This is a genomic window from Dietzia cinnamea NBRC 102147 (genome assembly GCF_001571065.1).
Lineage (GTDB): Bacteria > Actinomycetota > Actinomycetes > Mycobacteriales > Mycobacteriaceae > Dietzia > Dietzia cinnamea.
On record NZ_BCSW01000127.1, the window covers coordinates 1 to 1497 of the forward strand.

A 1497-nucleotide genomic window follows, 5' to 3' on the forward strand; every position below is an offset into this window, starting at 1 on the left:
CTAGCCCCGCGGGATCCACACCGTGCTGCCCTCCTACGACGACCCCTCGCCCTCCCTGCTCGACGACGTCGCGCCGGAGATCGCCTCCGGCGTCCTCACGGCCTCCCTGTGGGTCCTCATCGCCGCGATCGGCGTACTCGTCGTGGTGATGATCTGGGCGCACGTCGCCCGGGTCAGCCGCAGTCGCCGTATCGCGCGTGTCCTCGAGCCACTCCGCCCGCGCCTGCTGGCGCTCGCCGCAGACGAGGAGTCCGACGACGAGTCGCTCGGGAAACTCGGCAGATACCGCGAGCGGGTCGTCGACCGGGCCGTCCTCGACCTACTCGGCAAGGTCCGCGGCGGGGCCGCCACCGCGCTGGTCGACATCCTCGACCGGCACGGCACCGTCGAGGGCGCCCTCCGCGGCGTCCACTCGTGGTCCGCCACCACCCGCGCCCGCTCTGCCCAGGTCGTCGGTGCCACCCGGCACACCGAGTACTCCCCCGTGCTGGCCGGCATGATCTCCGACCGCGACCGGGCCGTGCGCTCGACCGCGGTGCGCGCCCTCGGGGTCCTCGGCGACGCCACCTACGCAGACGTGGTGCTCCGTGCGGTCCGCGAGGTCAAGGGGCTGTCCGGCGTCCCGGCCTACGTCGCCGCCGACGCGCTGCTCGCCATGGGCGACGACGTCCGCGAGGCGGTCCGGCGCGGGCTCGACGACCCAGACCCCGGCGTGCGGTACGTCGCCGCCACCGTCGCCTCGCGTGGGGGCATGGCCTCGCTGCTGCCCAGGGTCCTCCAGATCTTCCGCACCGATCGGGACGAGCGGGTCTGCGCGGCGGCCGCGCGCACTCTCGGGGTGATCGGCGACGCCCGCGTCATCGACGATCTCGGCCGCGCACTGGCCCCCCGCGAACCGGCGGCCGTCCGCCTGGCCGCGGCCACGGCCCTCGGAGAGATCGGTGCCCCGGCAGGTGTCCCGCTCCTGCGCTCGGTGCTGACCGCCGGCGACCGCCGACTCGCCGAGGTGGCGGCCGGAGCCCTGGCCTCCCTCGGGAGGACCGGCCGCGAGGTTCTCGTCGAGACCCTCCGGCAGGGCGTGCTCCCGCCGGAGATCTCCGTCCGCGACACCGCGGCCACGTCACCCGCCGACCTCGCGGCCCTCGCCTCGCTCGGCGCGGTCACCGCACTCGGCATCCGTGACCGCAGGCCGGACCTGTACGAGATGGCCGCGACCGCCCGCCGGGCCACCGAGAACGACCCGGAACGCGCCCCACAGCAGGAGGAGCCCGCCCCGTGATCGAGACCCTCCGCGTGGTGATCGCGACGCTGCTCGATGTGATCGCCTGGCCCATCCTCGTCTATTTCCTGCTCATCAACTCCTCGTACCTGGTGCTCGCGATCGCCGCGGCCGTCGACTTCAGGGGAACGCGTCGTCGTCGTCGTCACTCCGGTCGTGTCGAACGGCTCGGCAGCCACACGGCGCCGGGGGTGTCGGTCGTCGTCCCCGCCTACAAC

The 1497-nt window shown here is 74.2% G+C and carries 1 protein-coding gene and 1 pseudogene; both read left to right on the forward strand.

Going from position 1 to position 1497, the window contains the following annotated elements; all coding sequences use genetic code 11:
• The first annotated feature begins 22 nt into the window (after nucleotides 1-22).
• On the forward strand, nucleotides 23-1279 hold the full coding sequence (locus DCI01S_RS16415) for a HEAT repeat domain-containing protein (protein ID WP_061230203.1): 1257 nt from the start codon (nucleotides 23-25) through the stop codon (nucleotides 1277-1279).
• Nucleotides 1276-1497, forward strand: a pseudogene (locus DCI01S_RS16420) (glycosyltransferase family 2 protein); the annotation flags it as partial. The gene DCI01S_RS16415 and the pseudogene DCI01S_RS16420, both read left to right, overlap by 4 nt.